This is a genomic window from Nonomuraea sp. NPDC003804, assembly GCF_040610675.1.
Lineage (GTDB): Bacteria > Actinomycetota > Actinomycetes > Streptosporangiales > Streptosporangiaceae > Nonomuraea.
In genome coordinates this window covers 149,547-173,438 of sequence record NZ_JBEXMT010000016.1, presented here as the reverse complement: position 1 = coordinate 173,438, position 23,892 = coordinate 149,547, and the positions used below count along the sequence as shown (strand labels likewise).

Annotated in this window: 21 protein-coding genes, 3 tRNA genes and 1 pseudogene; 12 read left to right on the top strand and 13 right to left on the bottom strand. The window is 71.8% G+C overall.

The features are described from left to right. Nucleotides 1-62: 62 nt before the first annotated feature. On the top strand, nt 63-311 hold the full coding sequence (locus ABZX22_RS23005; RefSeq protein WP_354912439.1) for a hypothetical protein: 249 nt from the start codon (nt 63-65) through the stop codon (nt 309-311). Nucleotides 312-622: 311 nt separating this feature from the next. Here the strand turns inward: ABZX22_RS23005 and ABZX22_RS23000 are convergent. The 6 genes and pseudogenes from ABZX22_RS23000 to ABZX22_RS22975 all read right to left on the bottom strand — a co-directional run. Beyond that, nucleotides 623-1,129 (bottom strand): annotated as a pseudogene (locus ABZX22_RS23000) (O-acetyl-ADP-ribose deacetylase); the annotation flags it as partial. A gap of 30 nt (nt 1,130-1,159) precedes the next feature. Further along, nucleotides 1,160-2,563, bottom strand: coding sequence for an NAD(P)/FAD-dependent oxidoreductase (locus ABZX22_RS22995; RefSeq protein WP_354912437.1), 1,404 nt, complete (start codon nt 2,561-2,563; stop codon nt 1,160-1,162). A gap of 248 nt (nt 2,564-2,811) precedes the next feature. Further along, nucleotides 2,812-2,886 (bottom strand) — tRNA-Val (locus tag ABZX22_RS22990). Between the two features lies 1 nt (nt 2,887). Continuing rightward, nucleotides 2,888-2,958: transfer RNA gene (locus tag ABZX22_RS22985), tRNA-Cys, on the bottom strand. A 29-nt stretch (nt 2,959-2,987) separates the two neighbouring features. After that, nucleotides 2,988-3,059: transfer RNA gene (locus tag ABZX22_RS22980), tRNA-Gly, on the bottom strand. A 56-nt stretch (nt 3,060-3,115) separates the two neighbouring features. Beyond that, on the bottom strand, nt 3,116-3,769 hold the full coding sequence (locus ABZX22_RS22975; protein WP_354912435.1) for an ACT domain-containing protein: 654 nt from the start codon (nt 3,767-3,769) through the stop codon (nt 3,116-3,118). Between the two features lie 134 nt (nt 3,770-3,903). Here ABZX22_RS22975 and dusB point away from each other — a divergent pair, with 134 nt between their 5' ends. The 3 genes from dusB (at nt 3,904) to ABZX22_RS22960 (ending at nt 7,944) form a co-directional block, all read left to right on the top strand. Continuing rightward, nucleotides 3,904-5,013 carry a tRNA dihydrouridine synthase DusB gene (dusB, locus tag ABZX22_RS22970; protein ID WP_354912433.1) on the top strand — a complete coding sequence of 370 codons (1,110 nt, stop codon included), beginning with the start codon at nt 3,904-3,906 and terminating at the stop codon, nt 5,011-5,013. A 67-nt stretch (nt 5,014-5,080) separates the two neighbouring features. Beyond that, nucleotides 5,081-6,967 (top strand): TRAP transporter fused permease subunit, encoded by a 1,887-nt coding sequence (locus ABZX22_RS22965; RefSeq protein WP_354912431.1) that lies wholly within the window; start codon nt 5,081-5,083, stop codon nt 6,965-6,967. After that, complete coding sequence (locus ABZX22_RS22960) at nt 6,964-7,944, top strand: TAXI family TRAP transporter solute-binding subunit (protein WP_354912429.1); 981 nt, start codon at nt 6,964-6,966, stop codon at nt 7,942-7,944. The genes ABZX22_RS22965 and ABZX22_RS22960 overlap by 4 nt, the downstream gene beginning before the upstream one ends. Before the next feature lie 44 nt (nt 7,945-7,988). Here ABZX22_RS22960 and ABZX22_RS22955 read toward each other — a convergent pair whose 3' ends face one another. Further along, entirely contained in the window at nt 7,989-8,483 is a 495-nt protein-coding gene (locus ABZX22_RS22955) for a DUF2087 domain-containing protein (RefSeq protein ID WP_354912427.1), read from the bottom strand. A 48-nt stretch (nt 8,484-8,531) separates the two neighbouring features. On the opposite strand from ABZX22_RS22955, the gene ABZX22_RS22950 reads away from it, so the two are divergent. After that, nucleotides 8,532-9,128: a hypothetical protein gene (locus ABZX22_RS22950; protein WP_354912425.1), complete on the top strand. Its 597-nt coding sequence runs from the start codon at nt 8,532-8,534 to the stop codon at nt 9,126-9,128. A gap of 213 nt (nt 9,129-9,341) precedes the next feature. Here ABZX22_RS22950 and ABZX22_RS22945 read toward each other — a convergent pair whose 3' ends face one another. The 3 genes from ABZX22_RS22945 to ABZX22_RS22935 form a co-directional block, all read right to left on the bottom strand. Then, a complete protein-coding gene (locus ABZX22_RS22945) occupies nt 9,342-10,547 on the bottom strand; it encodes an ROK family transcriptional regulator (protein ID WP_354912423.1) in 1,206 nt (401 codons plus the stop codon). A 36-nt stretch (nt 10,548-10,583) separates the two neighbouring features. After that, nucleotides 10,584-13,088: a DUF3516 domain-containing protein gene (locus ABZX22_RS22940; RefSeq protein WP_354912421.1), complete on the bottom strand. Its 2,505-nt coding sequence runs from the start codon at nt 13,086-13,088 to the stop codon at nt 10,584-10,586. A 68-nt stretch (nt 13,089-13,156) separates the two neighbouring features. Continuing rightward, nucleotides 13,157-14,401, bottom strand: a complete 1,245-nt coding sequence (locus ABZX22_RS22935; RefSeq protein WP_354912419.1) for an acyltransferase — start codon at nt 14,399-14,401, stop codon at nt 13,157-13,159. Between the two features lie 181 nt (nt 14,402-14,582). Here ABZX22_RS22935 and ABZX22_RS22930 point away from each other — a divergent pair, with 181 nt between their 5' ends. Together ABZX22_RS22930 and ABZX22_RS22925 are read left to right on the top strand one after the other, a co-directional pair. Further along, nucleotides 14,583-15,830 carry a sensor domain-containing protein gene (locus ABZX22_RS22930; RefSeq protein ID WP_354912417.1) on the top strand — a complete coding sequence of 416 codons (1,248 nt, stop codon included), beginning with the start codon at nt 14,583-14,585 and terminating at the stop codon, nt 15,828-15,830. After that, the gene (locus ABZX22_RS22925; RefSeq protein ID WP_354912415.1) at nt 15,821-16,468 is read left to right on the top strand and encodes a response regulator transcription factor; all 648 of its coding nucleotides are present in this window, start codon (nt 15,821-15,823) and stop codon (nt 16,466-16,468) included. The genes ABZX22_RS22930 and ABZX22_RS22925 overlap by 10 nt, the downstream gene beginning before the upstream one ends. A gap of 40 nt (nt 16,469-16,508) precedes the next feature. On the opposite strand, the gene mihF is transcribed toward ABZX22_RS22925, so the two are convergent. From mihF to ABZX22_RS22910, 3 genes are all read right to left on the bottom strand, one after another. Further along, complete coding sequence (gene mihF / locus ABZX22_RS22920) at nt 16,509-16,817, bottom strand: integration host factor, actinobacterial type (protein WP_354912413.1); 309 nt, start codon at nt 16,815-16,817, stop codon at nt 16,509-16,511. Between the two features lie 102 nt (nt 16,818-16,919). Then, a complete protein-coding gene (locus tag ABZX22_RS22915) occupies nt 16,920-17,342 on the bottom strand; it encodes a heme-binding protein (protein ID WP_354912411.1) in 423 nt (140 codons plus the stop codon). A gap of 54 nt (nt 17,343-17,396) precedes the next feature. Then, on the bottom strand, nt 17,397-18,569 hold the full coding sequence (locus ABZX22_RS22910; RefSeq protein WP_354912409.1) for an ROK family protein: 1,173 nt from the start codon (nt 18,567-18,569) through the stop codon (nt 17,397-17,399). Between the two features lie 23 nt (nt 18,570-18,592). Between ABZX22_RS22910 and ABZX22_RS22905 the strand changes: the two genes are divergently transcribed. The 5 genes from ABZX22_RS22905 (at nt 18,593) to ABZX22_RS22885 (ending at nt 23,887) form a co-directional block, all read left to right on the top strand. Next, nucleotides 18,593-19,762, top strand: coding sequence for an MFS transporter (locus ABZX22_RS22905; protein WP_354912407.1), 1,170 nt, complete (start codon nt 18,593-18,595; stop codon nt 19,760-19,762). Between the two features lie 34 nt (nt 19,763-19,796). After that, nucleotides 19,797-20,786: a phosphotransferase gene (locus ABZX22_RS22900; protein ID WP_354912405.1), complete on the top strand. Its 990-nt coding sequence runs from the start codon at nt 19,797-19,799 to the stop codon at nt 20,784-20,786. Between the two features lie 283 nt (nt 20,787-21,069). Continuing rightward, the gene (locus ABZX22_RS22895; protein WP_354912403.1) at nt 21,070-22,164 is read left to right on the top strand and encodes a LacI family DNA-binding transcriptional regulator; all 1,095 of its coding nucleotides are present in this window, start codon (nt 21,070-21,072) and stop codon (nt 22,162-22,164) included. Beyond that, nucleotides 22,161-23,072 (top strand): sugar ABC transporter permease, encoded by a 912-nt coding sequence (locus tag ABZX22_RS22890; RefSeq protein WP_354912401.1) that lies wholly within the window; start codon nt 22,161-22,163, stop codon nt 23,070-23,072. Before ABZX22_RS22895 ends, ABZX22_RS22890 begins: the two co-directional genes overlap by 4 nt. Next, entirely contained in the window at nt 23,069-23,887 is an 819-nt protein-coding gene (locus ABZX22_RS22885) for a carbohydrate ABC transporter permease (RefSeq protein WP_354912399.1), read from the top strand. The genes ABZX22_RS22890 and ABZX22_RS22885 overlap by 4 nt, the downstream gene beginning before the upstream one ends. Nucleotides 23,888-23,892 lie beyond the last annotated feature (5 nt).

Below are 23,892 nucleotides of genomic sequence, written 5' to 3'. Positions count from 1 at the left end.
GTTTTCCCTCCGAAACCGGGTAGCTGATCGCCGTCATGTCCCAGCGAGCGGGGAGGCCGACGATGCCGCTCATCGACACCGAATGCGTTCGGAAGCTGCTGGAGTCAGGCGACCCCGACGCGACCCTGGTGTACGTGCGGGGCGACTGCGTGGTGATGCCGGGTGACCAGATCGACGAGGCGCACCGCGGCCTGGTCATCGCCAGGCGTGCCGACCTGAGGGAGTTCGTCGCCGGCGAGCACGCCACCGAGCAGCAGCTGGAGACGCTCGCGCACCGGCTCGACAACGTGGTCCGCGACCTGGGCTCGTAGGGGCGGGGTCACCACTCGTTCTCGTACCAGCGGCGCAGCCGGTCGAGGACCGCCCGCAGCGCGTCCGGGTCGGCCGCGGGTCCGCCGGACCGGGCGTCGCCGGCGATCGAGGCGGCCAGCCGTACGGCGTCGCTGACGTGGGCCTCGGCCACGTCGACGGTCGTGATGCGCCGCCAGAGCGGCCAGTCGAGGTCCACGGCCGCGCCGAGCTCGTGGAGCACCCCCACGTCGCCGGTCTCGAACGCCGCGCGCCAGTGGTCGCCCGCCTGTGCCGCCAGCACGGCCATGATCTCGTCGTCGGTCGGCCCGGCGCCGGCCGCCGCCTGCTCGAAGGCGGCGTAGGCGTCGGGCCCGAACAGCACGAACCGCACGTCCTCCACGTCGGTGTGCGCGGCGGTGACGGCGCACACGGCGATGCGGGCGGCGTCGTCGAGCGGCCAGCCGTAGATGCCGGCGGAGACGGCGGGGAAGGCCACGCTGGCCGCGCCCAGCGAGTCGGCGACCTTCAGCGACTCGCGGTAACAGGAGGCCAGCAGCGCGGCGCGGTCCTGCTCGGCGGAGTGGACGGGGCCGACCGTGTGGATCACCCAGCGGGCCGGGAGCCGGCCCGCCGTGGTGGCGGCGGCCTGGCCGGTCGGCAGGCCGCGGCCGTACCGAGAGGCGCGCAGTTTCCGGCACTCCTCCAGGATCGCCGGACCGCCGCGCCGGTGGATGGCGCCGTCCACCCCGCCGCCGCCCATGAGAGAGGAGTTGGCGGCGTTGACGACGGCGTCGACCTGCTGCTCGGTGATGTCGCCCTGAACCAGCGTGAGCCTCATGTGAAGGTCCTACCCCCGGATGCGCGGCTGTCAGAGCCCGTACTCCTCCAGCAGCCGCAGCCACACCTCGCTGACCGTCGGAAACGCCGGTACGGCGTGCCACAGCGTCTCGAGCGGCACCTCGGCCGTGACCGCGACCGTGGCGGCGTGCAGCATCTCGGCCACGGCGGGCCCCACGAACGTGACGCCCAGCAGCACCCTGCGCCGCTCGTCGACGACCGCCTTGACCCGCCCGGTGTATCCCTCGCCGAGCAGCGACGCGCCCGCGACGCTGCCCATGTCGTACTCGACCACGCGCACGTCGAAGCCCTCGTCGCGGGCCGCCCGCTCGGTACGGCCGACCGAGCAGACCTGCGGGTGGGTGAACACCACCTGGGGGGCGCCCCGGCCGTCGGCGCTGTCGCGCAGCGAGGGGGCGTCGTCGGACCTGCCGTCGGCGCGGGCGGCGATGACGTCGCCGCACACCCTGGCCTGGTACTTGGCCATGTGGGTGAGCAGGTTGCGGCCGTTGACGTCGCCCACCGCGTACAGCCAGTCCGATCCGGGTACCCGCATGCTGTCGTCCACCTCGACGGGGCCGTTCAGATCGAGCCCGATCCCGTCGGTGGCGGGCCGGCGGCCGGTGGCCACCAGCAGTTCGTCGGCCACCACGCTGTCGCCGCCCTCCAGGTGGACGGTGACGGGGCCGCCGTCGCCGTCCCGCTCGACGCGGGTCACCTTGGCGCCGAGCCGTACGTCGATCCCCGCCTCGCGCATCGCGTCGACCAGCATCCGCCCGGCGTACGGCTCCATCCGCCCGAGCAGGCCGCCGCCGCGCACCAGCACCGTCGTCTCGGCGGCGCCCAGGGAGTGCAGCGCCTGCGCCATCTCGCAGGCCACCACCCCGCCGCCGAGGACGATCAGGCGACCGGGCACGTCGCGGACCGTGGTGGCGTCCCTGCTGAACCACGGCCTGGCCTCGGCCAGCCCCGGCACCGGCGGGACGACGGGGACGCTGCCGGTGGCCAGCACCACCGCGTGCCGGGCGCGGAGGGTGGTGACCGTGCCGTCCTTGCCCGTCACCTCCACCAGACGCTCGCCCGCCAGGCGCCCCCTGCCGCGCAGGAGCGTCGCGGGCAGCGAGGTGACCCACTCCGCCTGGCCGCTGTCGTCGAGGTTGCCGACCGCCTTGTCCCTGGAGTTGAGCACTGCCGCCACGTCGATGGGCCCGTCCAGCGTCAGGCCGGGGACCATGGCCACCTCGGCCGCCAGCTCCATCGGCCGCAGCAGCGCCTTGCTGGGAACGCACGCGTAGAAGGAGCACTCGCCTCCGGTGAGGTGATCCTCGACCACGGCGCAGGACAGGCCGCCGCGCACCACCCGCCCTGCCACGTTCTCTCCTGCGGGACCCGCGCCGATCACGACCACGTCCACGTCGGTGCTCTGCATCGTCATGTTCCGACGGTACGGCCTGCGGGACGGAAGACCGTCACCAGGTCAGGCGAACCGCCTCGGGGGAGCGGTGGCAGGTAGGCCGGCCCCACGCCGCCGGCGGGCCTCGGCGCAGACGGGGCACGGGTCGCGGGAGAAGGTCTCCGCGGTCACCCGCTCGTCGTCGCGGGCGCACGATCTCCGGACAAGATCGGACCGTGTGGGTCATGGCCGGAGAAACACGAAGCCCCAGGCCCGAGGGCCTGGGGCAGTGGTGGACGATACTGGGATTGAACCAGTGACCTCTTCCGTGTCAGGGAAGCGCTCTCCCGCTGAGCTAATCGTCCGAGGTGGAGACGGGATTTGAACCCGTGTGGACGGCTTTGCAGGCCGCTGCCTCGCCTCTCGGCCACTCCACCGAGGGAGGCCTTCAGCTATGGCCTCTCCGAGCGGAAGACGGGATTCGAACCCGCGACCCTCACCTTGGCAAGGTGATGCTCTACCACTGAGCCACTTCCGCGTTGCCGCTCGTTCGCGGCGACAAGGAAACTCTAGCGGAGTTTCCGAGCACATGCGTCATCCATCGCTCCTGCGTAGCTGCCTGGCGACACTCCGCTCCGTCGACGGCAGGCTCAGGAAGATCTCCAGGATCCTGGTCAGCCGGTGGACCTCGATGCGATGGAAGGCGGGACCCTCCGAACGCGCCAGCATCAGCACAAGCGCCAGCGGGGGCAGCGGAGCGGCGATGACGTGCAGACCAGACTCCAGGCTGGCGGCCAGCGGCCGTGGCGGGGTGAGGTCGAGCATGGGCACCTCCCGCGGGGCGCGCCAGCTGGAGTAGACGGGGATGCGCGGATCGCCGTCGCTGGCCGCCGCCGCCCAGTCGGCGCTGAACAGCACCGGCATCGAGTCGATCAGCGTGGACAGCCCCCTGTCGCCCGCGGTGGCGATGTACTTGAGGATCTCCAGCTCGGGATAGGTGCCGGGGGCCTCGCGCGTGGTCCAGAAGCCTTCCACCGTGACGCCCGGCACCCCGGCCAGGCTCTTGGCCAGGGCCTCCTTCGAGACGCCGTCGGGACAGAAGATCGTGAGGTCGTCGAGCGCCCTGCCCGCGCCCCGCTCAAGTACGGTGACCTGGGTGATGTCGGCTCCCGCCGTACCGAGGACGTGGGTGATCCGGCCAAGGGCGCCGGGCCGGTCGGGCAACGCGACGCGCAGTCGCAGAAGCATCCATGGCCTCCCGAGGTCGCAGATCGATCCCAGGTCACACCCTATCCGCGAATAACGCTCACGGCCGCTGGTGCGCTAGAACTTAACGAACCGCAAGCCGAAGCAGTCACAGGAAGCGAGGGCGGCGTTCCGCCATGAAGATCGGGCCCCTCGAGGTGTGGCCACCGGTGGTGCTCGCGCCCATGGCGGGCATCACCAACGCGCCCTTCAGGGTGCTCTGCCGCGAGCAGGGCGCCGGGTTGTTCGTGTGCGAGATGATCACCACCAGGGCCCTGGTCGAGCGCAACGCCAAGACCCTGCGGATGATCAGGTTCGCCGACACGGAGCGGCCCAGGAGCATCCAGCTCTACGGCGTCGACCCCGAGATCGTCGGCAGGGCGGCCAAGATGATCGCCGAGGAGGACCTGGCCGACCACATCGACCTCAACTTCGGCTGTCCCGTGCCCAAGGTCACCCGCAGGGGCGGCGGGTCGGCACTGCCGTACAAGAGGAACCTGCTGCGGCGGATCCTGCGCGCCGCGGTGAGCAACGCCGGCGCCCTCCCCGTGACGATGAAGATGCGCAAAGGCATCGACGACGACCACCTCACCTACCTCGACGCCGGCCGGATCGCGGTCGAGGAGGGCGTGGCCGCCATCGCCCTGCACGGCCGTACGGCCAGGCAGCACTACGGCGGCGTCGCCGACTGGAGCGCGATCAGGCGGCTGAAGGAGGCCGTCACCGAGATCCCCGTCCTCGGCAACGGCGACATCTGGAGCGCCGACGACGCCCTGCGCATGGTGGCCGAGACCGGCTGCGACGGCGTGGTCGTGGGGCGCGGCTGCCTCGGGCGGCCCTGGCTGTTCAAGGACCTGGACAACGCCTTCAACGGCGGCGCGGAGCGGGCCAGGCCGACCCTCGGCGAGGTCGCCGACACCATGGCCAGGCACGCCGAGGGGCTCACCGCGTGCTTCGACATCGAGCGCTACGCCGTCGCCGACTTCCGCAAGCACGTCGGCTGGTACCTCAAGGGCTTCTCCGTCGGCGCCGACCTGCGGCGCGAGCTGGCCACCGCCGAGTCGCTCGACGGGCTCAGGGCGGGCCTGGCCAAGCTCGACCGCGACCAGCCGTGGCCGCCCAACACCGACACCCCGCGCGGCAAGTCGGGCGAGCGCGACCGGGTGCACCTGCCCGACGGCTGGCTCGACGACCCCTACGACAGCGTCGTCCCCGAAGAGGCGGAGTCGGACGTCTCGGGTGGCTGACCGGCTCTTGACCGGCACCACATGATCTCTTGACTATCTGTCGGTGCACCTGGGTAACGTGCCCAGCGTGAGCGCCTCTTCCACCGAGGACCTGATCGCCGCCTACGACGCCGAGCGGCCCGTCCGCAGGCTCAGCGGGCGCCCCGCGGCCCTGGTGACGATCGTCTCGCTCGGGCTGGCGCTCTACGTGCTGTGGTGGACCTTCTTCCCCGGCGCGCTCCAGCCGTACCGGATCGGGTTCCTGGCGGTCGTGCTGCCGCTGGTGTTCATCTGCTACGGCCGCGACAAGGAACGCCCCTCGCTCCTCGACTGGACCCTGGCGGGCCTGTCGCTGGTGGCCTGCCTCTACCCGCTGGTGACCTTCGACGAGTTCATCAGGCGCGCCTTCGACCCGGCCACGCTCGACGTCGTCACGGGCCTGGCGATCACCACGCTGGTGCTCGAGGCGGCGCGCAGGACCGTCGGCTGGATCCTGCCGGCCGTCTGCCTGGTCTTCATCGCCTACGCCTACTGGGGCGGCTGGATCCCGATCGGCTGGGCGATCGGCCATCGCGGCTACGACGTCGACCGCATCGTCGTCGCCTTCACGATGGGCACCGAGGGCATCTACGGCGTCCCGCTCGACGTGGCGGCCACCTACATCATCCTGTTCACGATCTACGGCGCGGTCCTCGACCACTCCGGCGCCGGCAAGTTCTTCGTCGACGTCTCGCTGGCCGCCTTCCGCCGGTCACGCTCGGCGCCCGGCCGTACGGTGGCCATGGCGGGCTTCCTGCTCGGCACGGTCAGCGGCTCGGGCGTGGCCACCACCGTCAGCGTCGGCAGCGTGGCCTGGCCGGTCCTCAGGCGCGCCGGGTATCCGCGAGAGCAGGCCGGCGGCGTGCTGGCCGCCTCCGGCATCGGCGCGATCCTGTCGCCGCCCACGCTGGGCGCCGCGGCGTTCATCATCGCCGAGTACCTCAGGGTCAGCTACCTGCAGGTGCTGCTCTACGCCACCATCCCGACGGTGCTCTACTACCTGGGCATCTTCCTGGCGATCGAGATGGACGCCAGGAGGTACGGCACGCACGCGGTCGCCGTCGACGCCCCCGGGGCGGGACACCTGATCAAGCGGTACGGCTACCACTTCAGCTCGCTCTTCGTGATCATCATCCTGATGGCGGCCGGCCAGTCGCCCTTCCGCGCGGTCGTCTACGCGACGCTGCTGGCCTTCGCGCTGTCGTTCCTCGACCCCGAGCACCGGCTCACGCCGCGCAGGGCCGCCGAGGCGCTGGCCGCGGGCGTCAAGGGCGTGCTGCCGGTGGCGGCCACCTGCGCCGCGGCCGGCACGATCGTCGCGGTCGTCACGCTGACCGGGCTCGGGCTGAAGGTCAGCTCGCTCATCGTCGGGCTGTCGGGCGGCAACCTGGTCGCCACCGCCGTGCTGTGCGCGGTGGCGGTGCTGCTGCTCGGCCTGGCCGTGCCCGTGACGGCGTCGTTCGTGATCGCCGCCGTCATCATCGGGCCCGCGCTGACCAAGCTCGGGGTGAGCTTCCCCGAGGCGTACATGTTCATCTTCTACTACGCGGTGCTGTCGGAGGTGAGCCCGCCGACCGCGTTGTCGGCCTTCGCCGCCTCCGCCCTGACCGGCGGCAACGCCTACCACACCATGCTCGCCACGTGGAAGTACTCCCTGCCGGCCTTCCTCGTGCCGTTCGCGTTCGTGCTGACCCCGGCGGGAGGCGCCCTGCTGGGGCAGGGGACCCCCTGGCAGATCGCCTGGACGTTCACCGCGTCGGCGCTGGCGGTCGTGGCGCTCGCGGTGGCCACGGGCGGGCCGGCGGGTCCCGCCGAGCGGGTCCTGTGCGGGGCGGCGGCGCTGCTGCTCCTGGTGCTGTCCCCGGTGCCGATCGCGATCGGCTCAGGTCTTGCTCTGCTGGCGCTCGCCGTACACCTAGTGAGGAGACGCACATGAGGTTGTTGTCCGCGGCGTTCATGGCGGCCTGCATGGCCGGGGTGGTGGCCCTGGCCGGCTGCGGAGGCGACAGGAGCGCCGAACGAGCAGAACAGCCGACGGGAGGCGGCGGGAAACGGCTGTCGATCGCGACCGGCAACACCACCGGCGTCTACTACATCATGGGGGGCGGCCTGGCCGACCTCATCACCAAGAACCTGCCCGGCTACGAGGCCACGGCCGAGGCGACCGGCGCGTCGGTGGAGAACATCCAGCGCGTGGCCAGGGGCGACTCCGACCTCGGCTTCACCCTCGCCGACTCCGCGGCCGACGCGGTGCAGGGCAAGGGCGCCTTCTCCGCGCCCCAGCCGATCAGGGCCCTGGCCCGCCTGTACAACAACTACACGCAGGTCGTGGCGAGCGCCGAGTCCGGCGTCAAGCGCATCGCCGACCTCAAGGGCAAGCGGGTCTCCACCGGCTCGCCCAACTCCGGCACCGAGGTGATCTCGCTGCGGCTGCTCAAGGCGGCCGGCCTCGACCCCGACAAGGACGTCACCCGCCAGGCGCTCGGCCTGCCCGAGAGCGTCGACGCGCTGAAGTCCGGCGGGCTCGACGCGCTGATCTGGTCGGGCGGGCTGCCCACCCCCGGCATCACCGACCTGACGACCACCATGAAGGACGAGGCGGTCTTCGTGCCGCTCGCCGACGTGCTGCCCAGGCTGCAGGCCGAGCACGGGCAGGTCTACACGGCGGGCAGCATCGGCAAGGACGTCTACCAGGCGCCGGCCGACGTCGCCACGGTGGTGGTGCCCAACCTGCTGGTCGTCAACGAGAAGATGGACCCCGCGCTGGCCGGGAGCATCACGAAGCTGATCTTCGACCACCACGCCGACCTGGTGGCGGTCTCGAAGGCGGCCACGGAGATCAACAAGGAGACGGCGGTGCGGACCGAGCCCGTCATGCTGCACGACGGGGCCAAGAAGTACTTCGGCTCCTAGCCGAGATCTTTCACAGATCCAGAAGACCGGGCGCGGCCGCGGCCTCAGACCTCGACGGGGCCGCCGCTGCGCCAGTAGACGTTGGCGTCCCTGCTCAGCAGGTCGTGATCGACCAGGTAGCGCCGCAGCGCCGAGAAGTCGTGGTGGAAGGCCCGCAATGCCACGTTGACGTCCTTCTCGGTGTAGCGGACGCCCGGCTCGAACACCCTCACGATGTGGCGCAGGATCACCAGGCGCTTGTCCGCCTTCGCCGGGATCTCCCTCAGCCGGCCGTCGACCAGGAACGCCTGCAGGACCCGCTCCTCCTGGGTCATGGCCCGCGGCGGCGGGGCCGCCGCCTTCAGCAGCTCGCGGAACCGCTCGGGGCGCGCCGCCCAGCTCCCGTCCGCGTGCCGTACGGCCAGGCCGCCGCGCTCGAGCCGGACGAGGACGTCCTCGTCGGCCTCCGGCCGCCCGCCCAGCACCAGCGCGGCGAAGGCGCGCAACGTCGCGTTTTGGTGGAGGAGCCCGAGGACTCGCCGGATGTCTTCGTCGTTCATGCAGCCATTTTGAACCATTGGATCACCTCAAGCGTCTGATCCACCGTGATGACCAACTTCCTGCTCGCCGGCGCCCTCGCGTTGACCGCCTCCGCCCCCACCGTCCCCCCTGGCTTCCTGCTCTGGGACAAGGCGGCGACCGCGAAGGACAACGACCCCGAGACGAACTGGGCCGTCAGCAGGCGCACCACGGCCAAGCTGACCGTGAACCCGTGCGACAAGGCCGCGCTCGCCTCGGCGGGCCGCGTCGCCGCCCGGACGATCATCTACACGGCGGTGCCCGACTTCCAGAAGTCCGAGCAGGTGATCCTCTACTCGACCAAGGAGCAGGCCACCCAGGCTGTGGCGGATCTCAGGTCGGCCGTGCGGACCTGCGCGTCGGCCAAGAGCGGTCAGTCGGACTACAGGTACTCGGTGAAGGCCGTCACGCTGGGCGACGAGGGCCTGGCCGTGACCGGCCAGGTCTACATGGGCCGCAAGGCCGCCATCGGCGGCGAGCGCGCGATCGTCGCCCGTAAGGGCACCGCCCTGGTGCTGTACTCGCAGGCGGGGGAGTGGGGCAAGCCCGCCGCCGCGGATTTCGCGGCCCAGACGAAGGACGCCACGAAGATGCTCGGGAAGATCTGCACGATCGCGTCGTGCTGAATGTCACGAGCTTGAGACAGGATCATGACACGATCGCGGCGTCGTGACGGGAGGCTTGGTGGAGAAACGTGTGCCGGGGCGTCCATTGCCAGTCCGTTCCGGCACACGTTCATCGTTTCCGCGGGCTCGTACGCCGATCGCGGCCGGCTCTGGGCGGTGATGACGCGCCCGCCGGGAAACCTGGGTGTCCGCCGGTGATGCCGGCCGTTCTGGTCAGCGGTGGCGGCCCGCCGTGCCCGCGTGGAACACGCGCTCCCTGGCGAGGGACAGGGCGAACTCGACGGCGCCCGCCCGGACCGCGTTGCCGCCGACGGCGCTGGGCAGCAGCACGGTGCGCGCCTCGACATCGGCGACTCGGTCGGCGACGCGCTGGTGGAGCGCCTGGCCTCCCGCCCGCAGGAGCGGCCCGCCGAGCACCACGAGACCCGGGTCGAGGACCGCGACGAGCCCGCTGACGGCGACGGCCAGGCGGGCGGCCACCTCGTCGAGAAGCGCGGGGTGCCCGCTCGCGAGCGCGCGGGCCGCGGCCTCGGTGGCATCCCAGGACTCCGAGGCGCCACCCGGCATCCGGACGGCGGCGCGCGTCTCTTCCGGAGCGCCCGGTACACGGGCGGCGCCCCAGGCGTGGGCCAGGTCGTTGACCGCGCCGGCGCCCAGCAGGGAGCCGAGGGGGCGGCCGTCGGGCGCCAGGATGGACCCCACCTCGCCGCCCCGGCCGGACGCGCCGCGCCAGAGCCTGCCGTTCAGGACGATGCCCGAGCCGAGCCCCTGGCCGAGCCAGAGCAGCGCGAAGGTGTCGGCTCCCCGGGCGGCGCCGGCCGCCTGCTCCTCGAGGGCGACCAGGTTGACGTCGTTCTCCACGCGGATGCGGGGATTGCCGAGCAGTTCGCGCAGCGGCGCGAGGTCGTGCACCCGCCGCCGGTGGGGCAGCCCGCTCACCGTGTCGAGGCGGTCGCCGGCGCCGCTGTCGACGATGCCCGGCATGCCCACCACGATCTGGTCGAGGTCGGCCGCCGCCAGCCCCGCCTTGCCCGCCGCCGCGTGCAGCGCCCCGGCGAGCGTGGTGACGGGGTCGATCTCTCCGTCCGTGGCGATCCTGTGCTCGGCGATCGGCCGGCCCGCGAGGTCGGCCACCGCCACGTCGAGCCGGAAGGAGGTGACGTCGACGCCCGCCACGTGTCCGGCGGAGCCGTCCAGCGCCCACATCTGGGCGGCGGGGCCCACGCTTCCCGACTTGCGCCCGCCCTTGCGCACCAGGCCCGCGCTCTCCAGGCGGCGCAGCACCTCGGCGGCGGCCGCCTTCGACAGCCCGGTCCTGGACTCGAGCTCGCCCCTGGTGAGCGGTCCGTCGCCGAGCAGGAGCTCGAGGGCGGCGCGCTCGTTGAGTGTCCGCAGCACGCGCGGGCTCCCCGACGTCATGATGGTCCTTTCCCCGTGGCGGACCTCAGCCCCGGGTCACAGGCGGTTCAGACCGAGGACGTGGAGGACGGCGCGGCCTTCCTCGTCGGAGGCGGCCAGGTCGACCTGCGCGTCGATGCCCCAGTCGCCGTCGCCCGCCGGATCCTTGATGACCTGGCGCACCTTCCAGAGCTCCTTCTCCTCCGAGATGCGCAGCAGGCCGGGTCCGCGGGCGTCGGCGTCGGTGAAGATCTCCTCGTGCTCGTCGTAGTAGGCGTCGAGCGCCGCGCCCCAGTCGACGTCGGGAGCCAGCTCCTCGAGCTCGTGCTCCTTCTCCAGCGAGCACAGCTCGACCAGCCGGAACATCGCGTTCCTGACCAGGACCCGGAACGCGCGCGGGTTGCCGGTGACGGGCCTGACCGTGCGTTCCAGCTCCTGTTCCTGCTCCAGCGCCGCCTCGGGGTTGCTGAGCTTCTCCCACTCGTCGATCAGCGAGGAGTCGACCTGGCGAACCAGCTCGCCGAGCCATTCGATGAGGTCGACGAGGTCGTCGGTCTTGAGATGCTCGGGGATCGTACGGCTCAGCGTCCGGTAGGCGTCGGCGAGGTAGCGCAGCACCGCGCCTTCCGACCGGGACAGCTCGTAGAACTGGATGTACTCGGTGAAGGTCATCGCGCGCTCGTACATGTCGCGCACGACGGCCTTGGGGCTGACGGTGTAGTCGGCGACCCAGGGGTGGCCGCGCCGGTAGGTCTCGTAGGCGCCGAGCAGCAGCGTCTCCAGCGGCATCGGATACATGATCTCCTGCAGCTGTTCCATGCGCTCTTCGTACTCGACGCCGTCGGCCTTCATCTGCGCCACGGCCTCGCCGCGGGCCTTCTTCAGCTGCGCCGACAGCACCTGGCGCGGGTCGTCGAGGATGGACTCGACGATCGAGACCATGTCGAGCGCGTAGCTGGGCGACTCGAGGTCGAGCAGGTCGAAGGCGGCCAGTGCGAAGGTGGACAGCGCCTGGTTGAGCGCGAAGTCCTCCTGCAGGTCGATGGTGAGGCGCGCCATCCTGCCCTGCTCGTCGGGCTCGCGCAGCTTCTCCACCACGCCGCCGGCCAGCAGCGAGCGGTAGATCGCGATGGCCTGGCTGATGTGCCGCCGCTGCCACTTGCGGTCCTCGTGGTTGTCGGTCAGCAGGTGCTTCATGGCCGCGAAGCAGTCGCCTGGCCGGTTGATGACGGCGAGCAGCATGGCGTTGCTGACCTTGAAGCGGGAGGCCAGCGGCTCGGGCTCGGCCGTCTGCAGCTTCTCGAACGTCTCCTCGCTCCAGCCGACGAACCCCTCCGGCGGCTTCTTGCGGGCGTAGCCGCGGCGCCGCTTGGGGTCGTCGCCGATCTTGGCCAGCGCCTTGGCGTTCTCGATGTCGTGCTCGGGGGCCTGGCAGGCGACGTAGCCGATCGTGTCGAAGCCGGCGCGGCCCGCGCGCCCGGCGATCTGGTGGAACTCGCGGGCGCGCAGGCGGCGCACCTTGTTGCCGTCGTACTTCGACAGGGCGGTGAACAGCACGGTCCTGATGGGGACGTTGACGCCGACGCCGAGCGTGTCGGTGCCGCAGATGACCTTCAGCAGGCCGGCCTGGGCCAGCCGCTCCACCAGGCGCCGGTACTTGGGCAGCATGCCGGCGTGGTGGACGCCGATGCCGTGCCGTACCAGGCGGGACAGGGCCCGCCCGAACCGGGTGGTGAACCGGAAGTTGCCGATCAGGGCGGCGATGGCCTCCTTCTCGGCCTTCGTCGCCATGTTGATGGACATCAGCGACTGGGCGCGCTCCATCGCGGCGGCCTGGGTGAAGTGGACCACGTAGACGGGCGCCTGGCCCGTGCTGAGCATCTCCTCGAGAGTCTCGTGCAGCGGGGTCATCCGGTAGGAGTAGACCAGCGGGACGGGCCGCTCGGCGTGCTTGACGACCGAGGTCTCCCTGCCGGTGCGCCGGGTGAGGTCCTCCATGAACATGCTGACGTCGCCGAGCGTGGCCGACATCAGCACGAACTGCACGTGCGGCAGCTCCAGCAACGGCACCTGCCACGCCCAGCCGCGGTCGGGCTCGGCGTAGAAGTGGAACTCGTCCATGACGACCTGGCCGATGTCGGCGGCGGCGCCGTCGCGCAGGGCCACGTTGGCCAGGATCTCGGCGGTGCAGCAGATGATCGGCGCGCCGGGGTTGACGCTGGCGTCGCCGGTCATCATGCCGACGTTCTCGGTGCCGAACAGCGCCACCAGGTCGAAGAACTTCTCCGAGACCAGCGCCTTGATCGGCGCGGTGTAGAAGGTGCGCTGGTCGCGGGTCAGGGCGGCGAAGTGGGCTCCCGCCGCGACCAGGCTCTTGCCGGACCCGGTCGGGGTGGCGAGGATCAGGTTGTTTCCCGAGACGACCTCGATCAGCGCCTCTTCCTGCGCCGGATAGAGGGTGAGCCCCCGTTCGGAGTTCCACGTGACGAACGCGTCGAAGATGGCATCGGGATCGGCGTCGATCTCTTCGGGGAGGCGGTCAATGAGGCTCACCCTCTCCATCTTGCCAAGGACAGGGCCGAACTGGTTAACGAGCGGCCGTCAGGACCGCGTACGGAGGCGGTGAGGAGTCACAGGCGAGCGCGGGGAGCGGTCAGGAGCAGGCCGCCCGCGATGGCGAGCGTCGAGACCACGGGGACCGCGCCCGGCGCGAAGCCGAAGGCGGTCAGCCCCAGCAGCCCGCCGCCGACCAGCGCCGCGGCGGCCAGCGAGCTGTGCCACGTGGCGATCCCGTACGGCAGCGCCGGCGGCTCCTCGAACCTGGCGAACATCCGCAGCAGCGGCCAGATGACCAGGCAGAGCGCGCCGAACCACACCGGCCACCCCGCCAGCCAGCCGAGTCCGCCGGGCGCGGGGGTGCCGACGCCGAGGCCGACCACCACCACGCCGCTCACCGTGAACAGCGCGGGCATGTGCCACAGGTAGACGGTCATCATCCTGGGCCCCGCCCAGGCCACCAGCCGCTCGGTGCGCAGCCGCGTGATCCACGGCCGCAGCAGCGTGGCCAGGCCGATCTGCCCGACGCCGACGGCCAGGACGGCCAGCGTGGGCGGCGCCATGTTCGACATCCCGGCGCCGGGCAGCCCGATCATGCTGCCGGGGTAGGGGCCGAAGCCCACCAGCAGCGCCGCGGCGCCGTACCCCGCCACGGCCAGCACGCCGGGACGGCCCAGCCTGCCGTCGGTGTAGCAGAAGCCGAGCTGGTGGACGGCCAGCCACACGAAGCCGATGTTGAGGTAGCCGACCAGGTCGACACCGGAGGTGAACCTGACCAGGTCGGTGGCCACCGCGCCGGCGACCAGGACGGCCGGCACCCGCCAGCCGTACCGGTCGTGCAGCCTGAGCATCAGCGGCGTCGCGGCGACCGCGATCAGGTAGACGACCAGGAACCACAGCAGCTGCCCGGTCAGCCGCGAGCCCACCTCCAGCGGCTGCGCGGGCACCCCGAACGTGGCCAGCACGTGCGGGAGCGGGATCCAGACCGCCGCCAGCGGCAGCACCGGCCAGGCCAGCCGGCGCAGCCGTACGGCCAGCCACGCGGGCGCGGTGCCGGGTGCGCGGCGGAAGCTGATGGCGTTGGCCGCGCCGCCCGCGAAGAACACCAGCGGCATGACCTGGCTGATCCAGGTGACCACCCACACGCCGGGGGCCGACAGCGCGTTCCCCGTGGTCAGGCGGACACCGTCGTAGCCCAGGACGGGGATCGTCCAGTGCTGGAGCACCACCAGGGCCATGCCCGCGAGCCGCAGCACGTCGATGAAGGAGTCCCTGGCAGGGGCGCGTACGGCGGGGCGGCGTTCGAGCAGGACGGTCATGGGGAGGCCTCGATTCGGAAGGTGGTGGTTCAAGGCTTCCGTCCGGGGCCGCCGAGCACAGTCCCGCAGCCCGCCGTCTTGTGGTCAAGGTCTCACCACCGCGGGTGGTAGGGCTGGCCCTACCGCCGGACGCCTGCCCGCAGGGGCGAGAACGGGTCCGCCGGGCTCGTAGCGTGGTGTCATGCGCTCCCTGATGAGACGTGTCCTGCTGGACACGCGCTACCTGCTGGTCGGCTTCCCCACGGCGATCATCGCCTTCCTCCTGCTCATCTCCGGATTCGCGCTGGGTCTCGGTACCGTGGTGGTGTGGGTCGGGGTGCCCGTCCTGTGCGGCACCCTGATGGTGGCCAGGGGGTTCGCCGACGTGGAGCGCGGCTGGCTGTCGGACGTGCTCCACCGTCCCGCCATCAGGCCCCGCTACCGGCAGCCGCCGGAGGGCGCGGGCCGCTTCCGCCGCCTGGTGAACCCGCTGACCGCGGGCCAGTCATGGCTGGACCTGCTGCACGGCATCGTCAACTTCCCGATCGCGATCGCCACGTTCGTGGTGACGGTGGTGTTCTGGGCGGTCCCGATCCTCGGGCTGTCCTATCCGCTCTACGGCTGGATCACCTCCCGCATCCCTGGGAACATGGAGCTTCCCGAACTGCTCGGCCTGGGCGACGGCTACCTGGTCAACACGGCCTTCTACGTCGCGATCGGCCTGGCGGGCGCCCTGGTCCTGCCGTTCGTGGTCAGGGGCGCGGCGCTGCTGCGCGCGGGGCTCGGCAGGGCGCTGCTGACGAGTGTCGCCGAACTGCAGGAGCGCATCGACGACCTGGCGGAGGGCCGGGCCGCGGCGGTCTCGGCCGAGGCCGACGCGCTGCGCCGGCTGGAGCGCGACATCCACGACGGCCCGCAGCAGCGCCTGGTGTCGCTGGCGATGGACCTGTCCAGGGCGCAGCGCCAGCTGAAGAAGGACCCGCAGGCCGCCCACGCGACGCTCGCCGGGGCCATCACCGCCACCCGCGAGACGCTGGACGAGCTGCGCGCCCTCTCGCGCGGCATCGCGCCGCCGATCCTGGCCGACCGGGGCCTGGCGCCCGCGCTGGCCGCCCTGGCGGGCAGGTGCACGGTGCCCGTCGACCTGGACGTGCAGGTCGCCGAGCGCTACGTCGCCGCGGTGGAGAACACGGTCTACTACGTCGTCGCCGAGTCGCTGACGAACATCGCCAAGCACAGCCGCGCCACCACCTGTTCGGTGCAGCTCAGCAGGGTGGGGAACACGCTGATGCTGACGATCGGCGATGATGGGGTGGGCGGCGCACACGTCGCCAAGGGACACGGTCTGGCCGGGCTGGCCGACCGGCTGCGCGCGGTCGACGGCGAGCTGGTCGTGAGCTCGCCCGTGGGCGGGCCGACAGTGATCATCGCGGAGGTGCCGTGCGGGTAGTCGTGGCCGATGACGCGGTCCTGATCAGGGAGGGCCTGATCAGGCTGCTGGAGGAGTTCGGCTGCGAGGTGGTGGCGGCGGTCGGCGACGGAGACGCGCTGGTCGAGGCCGTGGCCACCCACAAGCCGGACGTGTCGGTGGTCGACGTGCGGATGCCGCCGTCGTTCACCGACGAGGGGCTGCGCGCGGCGGTGCGGGCCCGCGGACAGGTGCCGGGGGCGCCCGTGCTGATCCTGTCGCAGTACGTCGAGGTCTCCTATGCCGACGACCTGCTGGCCGACGCCCGCGGCGCGGTCGGCTACCTGCTGAAGGACAGGGTCGTCGACGTCGACGAGTTCATGGAGGGGCTGCGGCGCGTGGCCTCGGGTGGCACGGTCTTCGACCCCCAGGTGGTGGCCCAGCTGATGGTGCGCAGGCGCAGGGACGATCCGCTGGCCCAGCTGACACCGCGGGAGCGGGAGGTGCTGGCCCTGATGGCGGAGGGCAGGTCCAACCCGGCCATCGGCAGGCACCTGGTGATCAGTGACGGGGCGGTGGAGAAGCACATCAGGAGCATCTTCGCCAAGCTCGGGCTCTACGCCGACGACGGCGACCAGCATCGCAGGGTGCTGGCCGTGCTGGCGTACCTGCGCGGCTGAGGCGCGCGGCCGGTCCCGTCAGGACCGGCCGCGAGGGGACTCAGGCCCCGAGCGCGTCCACCAGCTTCTTGCGCTGCTGGGCGCCCAGGCCACCGAGACGGCGCTTCTCGTCGACGCCGGCCTCCTCCATGAGCGCGTTGGCCTTGGCCGGCCCGACGCCCTTGACGGCGCGCAGCGCCTGCGAGACCTTGATCTTCTTGGCGATGTCGTCGTCACGCTCCAGCAGGTCGGCGAAGGTCAGCTCACCGGCCTTGACCTTCGCGAGCAGAGCGGTGCGAGCGGCACGGGCCTCAGCGGCCTTCTCCAGCGCCGCCTTGCGCTGCTCGGGGGTAAGAGTGGGAAGTGCCATCTCGATCTCTCCTCGGGGAGTAATGCTTCGGGATTGTGTTACCCGTGGTGTCGCGGCTAATCATGGCGGATGCCAGCGGTTCGTGTTGCGGAAAGCCGCCGCTCAGCCGGTGCGCCAGACCGAAGCGGCCGCCTCGGCGCACGCCACGTCCTGCGCGACGGTGCCCCCGCTGACCCCCACACCGCCGACCACGCGCTCTCCTTCACCGTAGTCCGCCCACAAGGGGATGCCACCTCCGAAGCAGACGAAACGGTCGCCCGCGAGGCCGTACAGCTCGCCTCCCGGGACGGTGAGCGGGGCCAGGTCGGCGGTCGCCATCCGGTTGGCCACCGAGGTGTAGGCCTTACCGGGAGCCAGGACGGGACCGGCGATCTCGGCGCCTTCCATGCGCTGGAAGCTCACCAGATGTCCGCCCGCGTCGACCACCGCGACGGAGACGAGCGCGCCCTCGCGGCGGGCCTGCCTGATCGCCGCCTCGCACATCCGTAACGCGATCTCCAACCCCACTGTGTCCCGAAATTTCATGGACTCATGGGTATCGTCCGCCGCGTCACGATTGCAAGATCATCGTGGTTTCTGTCACATTTCCCGTTTCGGGCGTGTCGCGTGCCAGATTTCGAGGCCGTCGGGGGTCAGGAAGGCGTCGAAAACCGACTCCATCGCCCCGACGAGCGGGCCCGTGTCGGCCAGGGCGGAGGGCAGGATCGCCGGCGGCCGGCGACGGCGCAGTTCCATGAGGGCCTCGTCACAGGAGCGCCGCAACCGCTCGCCGACCAGCGCGACGCCGATGCCCGACACCGTGACCGTCCCGGGGTCGAGGGCGTTGACGAGCGCGCCGATGCCCCTGCCGAGCGCCGCGGCGTTCGCTTCGATCGCCGCCACCGCCGCGGGATCGCCGGCCGCGGCGGCCGCGACGATGCCCTCGGCCTGGTCCCTGCCCCTGCCGCGACCGGCCTCCAGGCCGAGGTGCCGGAGCAGCGCGTTGCGGCCCACCGCCAGGCTGAGGCAGCCCCGGGCGCCGCACGGGCACGGCTCGTCGCCGCCGGCCAGCGGCATGTGGCCGAACTCGCCGGCCGTACCGCCCGCTCCGGTCAGGGGGCGGCCCTCGACGAGCAGGGCGCCGCCGGGGTCGAAGTCGACGTGGATGTGCAGCCCCACGTCCACGCCCCGCAGGTGGCCGCGGCGGGCCTCGGCCAGGCCCGCCAGCCTGGCGTCGTTGCCCACCAGCAGGGGCACGTCGCCGAGCGCGAGCGCCTGGGCCACGTCGACGTCGACCCAGCCGAGGTGGGAGATGTCCAGCATCCCGTCCGCACGCACGGGGCCCGCCGCCGACAGGCCGACGCCCACCACCCGGGGCCCCAGCCGCCCGAGCCGTTCGCGCAGCGCCGCCCCGAGGGACGGCAGGGCGTCGCCGGGCGTGCCGTCGTGGCCGCGCGTGGCCAGCACGCGCGAGCCGCCGCCGAGCTCGCCCGCCGCGATCGTCCAGGTGTCCTCCCGCAGGTCGGCGGCCAGGGCGAGCGGCCCGTCGGGGTGCGGGCCCGGCACCTGGGTCGGCCGCCCCCTCGCGTGTTCGCGCGGCGGCGCCTCCTGGAGCAGCTCGTCCTCGACCAGCCCGGCCACCAGCACCGACGCGGTGCCGCGCGCCAGGGCCAGGTCGCGGGTGAGCTGGGACCTCGTACGGCCGGCCGCGCAGTCGTGCACCGCGCGCAGCAGCCGCAGGCGATTGTGCACGCGCAGGTCTCCCACATCCATGGAAGTCAGTTTATGCTCTAGCCGTGAACAAAAGAGCGCGGATCGGTGTTTTCGGCTTCTTCTTCCTCTGCGGTCTCGTCATGGGCATGTGGGCAGCCGGCCTACCGGCCCTCAACCAGCGGCTGGCCCTCGGGCCCGAGCGGATCGGCTACACGCTGCTGCTCGTGTCGCTCGGCGCCCTGGTGTCGATGCTGCTGGCCGGCCGGATCGTGGACCGGTGGACCAGCAGGACGGTGTGCTGGATCGCCGGTCCGGTGTCGGCCGCGGTGCTGCTCGGCCCCGCGCTGGCGCCCTCCTACGCGGTGCTGACCGTCACGGCCGTCGTCTTCGGCCTGGGCCTCGGCGCGATCGAGGTGGCGATGAACGTCCACTCCGTCGAGGTCGAGCAGGCCTACGGCAGGCCGATCATCTCGGCCTTCCACGGCACGTGGAGTCTGGGCGGCGCGACCGGCGGCACGCTCACCGCGCTCGGGCTCAAGCTGGGCGTGGACGGCCAGGCGCTGCTGGTCGGCGCCGCCGTCGTCGTGCCGTTCCTGTACCTGCCCGCCGCCCGCCTCCTGCTGCCAGGACGGCCGGCGACCTCGTCGGCGCAGCCGGGCGGCGGTATGGGAGCCATGCGGTGGGGCCTGGTCGCCCTGCTCGGCCTGGTCGCCTTCGCCGGGCACCTCAGCGAGGGCGCGGCCATCGACTGGGCGGCCCTGCACGCGGTGTGGGTGCTGGGCACCGACCCCGCCGCCGCGCCCCTGGCGTACACGGTGTTCTCCGTGGCGATGACGTCGGTGCGGCTGCTCGGCGACCCGATCAGGGCCAGGCTGGGACCGGTCCGCACGATCCAGCTCGCGGGCGCCTTCGCCACGGCCGGATACCTGCTGGTCCTGTTCGTGCCCACCGTCGCCGGCGCGTGGGCCGGGTGGGCGCTGGCGGGCATCGGCCTGGCCACCGTGGTGCCCGTCGTCTTCAGCGCCGTGGGCGCGGCCGGCGGGGCGGTCGGCCGGGCGCTGTCGCTGGTGACGGCTTTCGGGTACTCGGGGCTGCTGGTCGGGCCCGCCGTCCTCGGATTCGTCACGGAACACTCGTCGCTGCCCGTCGCGCTGGTCATCCCGGCCGTGCTGGCCGCGGTGGTCGGCCTGGCCGGCACCCCCGCGATCCGGGCGATCACCACGGTTCCCGAGCCGGTCCCCGCGGGCCGCTGATCGCCCGCTCCCGCGCTGCCGGGACAATGCTCGGGTGGAGCTACATGATCTGTCCGCCGGAGACGGCGTCCTCGACCGCGTCGGCGAGGTGGCGCGGGCGGCGCTGACCCGCTACCGAGTCTCGCCCGCCAGCACGGTGACGCTGATCAACGTCTCGGAGAACGCCACGTTCCGCGTGGACGACCCCGACACCGGAGCACGGTCGATCCTGCGGGTGCACCGGCTCGGCTACCACTCGGCGCAGGCGATCGGCTCCGAGCTGGCCTGGCTGGAGGCGCTCAGACGGGAGGAGGGCGTGCGCACGCCGGGCGTGATCGAGTCGGCCGACGGCGCGCGGGTGGTCCAGGTGGGCGGCAGGAACGCCGTGATGTTCGCGTTCCTGCCGGGCACCGAGCCGCGGCAGGAACGGCTGGTCGACGGGTTCAAGCAGCTCGGCGCGGTGACCGCGCGCATGCACCGGCACGCCGTACGGTGGCGGCGGCCCGACGGCTTCACCAGGTTCGCGTGGGACTGGGAGGCCGCCTTCGGCGCCCACGCGAGGTGGGGACGATGGCAGGACGGCGTCGGCGTCGACGGCGAGGCCCGCGCCCTGCTGCGGCGGCTGGAGCATCGGCTGCGCGAGCGCGTCGGCCGCTACGGGCAGCCGCCCGAGCGGTTCGGGCTGATCCACGCCGACATGCGCCTGGCCAACCTGCTCGACGACGGCGGCCCCGAACCCAGCGTGATCGACTTCGACGACTGCGGGTTCGGCTGGCACGTCTACGACCTGGCCGCCGCCCTCAGCTTCATCGAGCACGAGCCGGTGGTGCCCGAGCTGATCGACTCGTGGCTGGACGGCTACCGCGGCGAGGAGCCGTTCGACGCGGCGGACGAGCGGGAGATCTGGACGTTCATCCTGTTCAGAAGGCTCCTGCTGGTGGCGTGGATCGGGTCGCACCAGGGCGTGGACCTCGCCCGAGAGCTCGGCGCCGGCTACACGCGCGGCACCTGCGAGCTGGCCGAGCGCTACCTGACCTCGTCCTGAGCGGCCCGTGGGCCCCGCGCGCCGCTGCCGGCGCGCGTGGCCTCAACGTAAGGATCATGGCTGTCCAGGCGAGTGATCGCGGATGGCTGGCCGGTAAACGTTTCCCGACCAGAACGATCTCTGGCCCATTGGACCCGGTCCGCCCCGCGAGACCGCGCTGACCTGGCGTTATGTGATCGTGACTTGACCTTCGACGTTACCGGCCTGTTTCATGAGCCCAGCTCCGTAAACGTTTACAGTAAATGTACTGTAAACGTTTTCAGTTCCCCAGGGAGGTCAAGCGTTGGGCGAAGGACCCACGATCACCACGATCGCCGAACGCGCCGGGGTGTCGATCGCCTCCGTCTCCCGTGTGCTCAACGGCCTGCCCACCCGTGAGGAGACCGTCCGCAGGGTGCTGAGCGCCGCCGAAGAGCTCGGCTACGTGCGCAACGCCGTGGCCCGGAGCCTCAAGTCGCGCCGCACCCACCAGATCGCCTTCGCCATGGCCGACATCGGCAACCCCGTCTACCTGGCGATGGTGCGCCAGATCCAGCCGGTGCTGAAGGCGGCGGGCTACCGGCTGGTCCTGCACTCCACCGACGCCATCGTGGCCGACGAGATCGACGTGCTGCACAGCCTCGGCGAGCGCTACGTCGACGGGCTGATCATGAGCCCGCTGCGCGTCACCGACGAGCACCTGAAGATGATCGCGGCCGCCCGGGCGCCCGTCGTCATCATCGGCTCGGTGCCGGACGGCACGCGCGTCGACAACGTCAGGGCCGACTCGCGCACCGGCGTCAGGCTCGCCATCGACCATCTCCACGCGCTCGGCCGGCGCCGGATCGGCTTCCTCAACGGCCCGCTCGACACCGTGCCGGGCGCGGCGCGTGCCGCGGCCTACCGGGAGGCGCTGAAGGAGCGCGGCCTGCCGTACGACGAGGGGATCGTCGAGGTGGGCGACTTCTACCGGGCGGCGGGAGCGCGCGCGGCACGCGCGCTGCTCGAGCGCGCGGCCGGCGTGGACGCGCTGATGTGCGCCAACGACCTGATCGCGCTGGGCGCGCTCGACGTGCTGCGGGCGGCGGGCCTGCGGGTGCCGGAGGACGTGGCGGTGGTCGGCATGGACGACACCGACCTGGCCGCGGCCTCGTGGCCGTCGCTCACGAGCGTCTCGCTCGGATCGGCCGAGCGCGGCAAGGCGGCCGCCGAGCTGATGCTCGACCGCCTCAAGGACACCGGCAGGGAGCCGCGGCTGGTCACGGTGCCGCCCGTGCTCGCCGTCCGGGCCTCCACCGTCGGACAGAGCGCGGCGGGAGGACCGGTCCCGCCGGTCCGGGCGCTCCCCGCCACGCGGCCCGCCGACGCCGCATCGGACCCGCAGGGAGGCACACCATGACGGCGGTCGCGACCAGACCCCCGCACACCTCGCCGCGCCCGCGCCGCAAGGTCCGCTCCCGGCAGGGCCGCGAGACGCTGCTGCTGATGCTCCCCGCGCTGGTGCCGGTGCTGCTGTTCAGCCTCGGGCCCCTGCTGTACGGCATCAGCCTCGCCTTCACCGACGCGCGGGCGGGCAGGAACAGGGACATCGAGTTCACCGGCCTGGAGAACCTCGGCCAGCTGCTGACCGACGAGAAGTTCTGGTCCTCGTTCCGGATCGGCATGATCTGGGCCGTCTCGGTGACCGTGCTGCAGTTCCTGGCCGCGCTGGGCCTGGCGCTGCTGCTCAACCAGAACCTGCGCTTCAGGGGCGTGGCCAGGGTGCTGGCCGTGGTGCCGTGGGCGATGCCGCCCGTGGTCATCGGCCTGATGTGGAAGCTGGTCTACCACCCCGACGCCGGCATCCTGAACGCGATGCTCGGCACGCACATCGACTGGCTGGCCGACTTCTCGCTCGCGCTGCCGGCCATCATCGTGGTCGGCGTCTGGACGGGCATGCCGCAGACCACCGTCGTGCTGCTGGCCGGCCTGCAGAGCATCCCCAAGGAGCTGTACGAGGCGGTCGAGGTGGACGGGGCGGGCCGCTGGCGGCGGTTCTGGAACATCACCCTGCCGCAGCTCAGGCCGGTCATCGTGGCCATCACCTCGCTCGACTTCGTGTGGAACATCAACCAGTTCGGCCTGGTCTACGTGCTCACCGCCGGCGGGCCGGGCGGCCAGACGCGGCTGCCGATGCTCTTCGCCTACGAGGAGGCCTTCCGGTACCGATTCTTCGGCTACGCCTCCATGCTCGGCGTCGCGATGGTGATCGTCGTGCTGGCGGTGCTGGGGCTGTACCTGTGGCGCCAGATGAGGGAGACGAAGTGAAGCAGGCCCCGAAATATCTGGCGCTCCTGGCCTACATCCTCTTCCTGGCCTTCCCCCTGGTCTGGCTGCTGTCCACGGCGCTCAAGACGCCGCAGGAGATGGCCGGCCTCGACCCCACCTGGATCCCCCGCGACCCGACCCTGGCCAACTTCTCCGACGCCTTCGGGGAGCAGGACCTGCTCGGCGCCGCCGGCAGGAGCCTGGTCGTGGCGGTCTTCACCAGCGTGATCACCGTGCTGATCTCGCTGCCGGCCGCCTACGCGATGGCCCGCCACCGGAGCCTGGTCAACCGGATCGCGCTCGGCTGGGTGCTGGTCAGCCAGGTCTTCCCGTTCATCCTGATCATCATCCCGCTCTTCATGGTGCTGCGGGAGCTGCAGCTGGTGAACACGCTGCCCGGCCTGGTGATCGTGCACGTCACGTTCACGCTGCCGTTCGCGCTGTGGATGCTGCAGGGCTACGTGCGTGCCGTACCGCCCGAGCTGGAGGAGGCCGCCTCCGTCGACGGCGCGGGACGCATGCGCACCATCGCCACCGTGGTGGCGCCGCTGCTGGCCCCCGGGGTCGTGGCGACGCTGCTGTTCTCGTTCATCTCCTCATGGAACGAGTTCCTCTTCGCGCTCGTGATCCTCCAGGACCCCGACGTGATGACCCTGCCGCTCACCCTGGTCCGGTTCACCGGACCCGAGGGAGTGGCCAGGCTCGGCCCGCTCGCCGCGGCGTCGCTCATGGCGACGATCCCGAGCCTGATCTTCTTCGCAATCATCCAGCGACGGCTGAGGTCCGGCCTCATGGCCGGAGCGGTCAAGGGCTAGGAGGC